The sequence below is a fragment of the Neisseria sp. P0008.S010 genome, assembly GCF_051962715.1.
In the GTDB taxonomy this organism is placed as follows: Bacteria; Pseudomonadota; Gammaproteobacteria; order Burkholderiales; family Neisseriaceae; genus Neisseria; species Neisseria elongata.
The window spans coordinates 1-918 of sequence record NZ_JBQCVA010000121.1 but is presented as its reverse complement, the minus strand read 5'-3'; the positions used below and the strand labels follow the sequence as shown (position 1 = coordinate 918).

At 50.4% G+C, this 918-nt stretch carries 1 protein-coding gene and 1 pseudogene; both read right to left on the bottom strand.

What is annotated here, in order from left to right:
* A partial coding sequence (locus tag ACTHSL_RS12785) for a hypothetical protein (RefSeq protein WP_440381675.1) occupies nt 1-226 on the bottom strand: 226 nt, incomplete at its 3' end.
* A 458-nt stretch (nt 227-684) separates the two neighbouring features.
* Nucleotides 685-918 (bottom strand): annotated as a pseudogene (locus tag ACTHSL_RS12780) (DUF927 domain-containing protein); the annotation flags it as partial.

Below are 918 nucleotides of genomic sequence, written 5' to 3'. Positions count from 1 at the left end.
CACAAGTCAAAATTTTAGGCAGGGGTTTTGTTGCTCCCATGATACGCGGGCAGGCGGGGGTTGTCATGAGAATTTGACTGCATGGGGTTAATTCAAAATCCGCCCGCCCGCCATCTGCCCGCTTCCCCAAAAAAAACCGTATATATACAAAAAAACGCTGGGTACGCTGGGTACTCTGGGTACCGCGCCTGAAAGCCCCGTGGTTATTGGGTTTGTCGGTACCCACACACAAATCTTTACATGAGTACCTGTGGGTACCGCCCTTTTATTCCGGGCATAAGTACATGAAAATAAAAGGGTACCCAATGGTACCCAGTAAATTTTTGTTAGCTCGGTACCGTTTTTTCGTGTTTTTATTATTTATATTCATATGATTATAAGTATAAAGTTTTGTGGTACCCAGGGTACCCAGTAGTTTTCTCGCGCGCATATAGGTTTTTTTTTCACGGGCGGCGGCTGAATCGGCTGTTTTTGGGGTATGCCGTTTCCTGCGCCGTGGCTGCGGTTTTAGGCGGGGTTAGTGCTTTTGTGTGGGTTGGTATGACTGGAAGGAAGAAACGCCGTTTGTGAGGCGTGCGGGCTGCCTGCCGTGCGTTTCGGGGTGTTTGGATGTGGGAAAGGCCGCCTGTTGTTTCAGACGGCCTTTGTTTATGCTATTGGTTTTGTCAGTGTGGTTGCTTTTGGCTATTCCTCCGTTTCAGGCGGGGCTTCGTTGATGAGGACGTAGTAGCGGGATTTCGTGCCGTTACGTTTGCGCTGGTGTTGCCATCTGCCGTTTTCGGCTTTCAGCAGCCAGCCTACGGCGTGCAGTACCTCGCATACTTTGGCTTTGTCGTAGCTGCCGCATATTTCGATTTCAAACGTGGGCGGGTTTATCCAGTATTCCACGTCTCCCCCTGCCTGTTTGCGGTAGCCCGC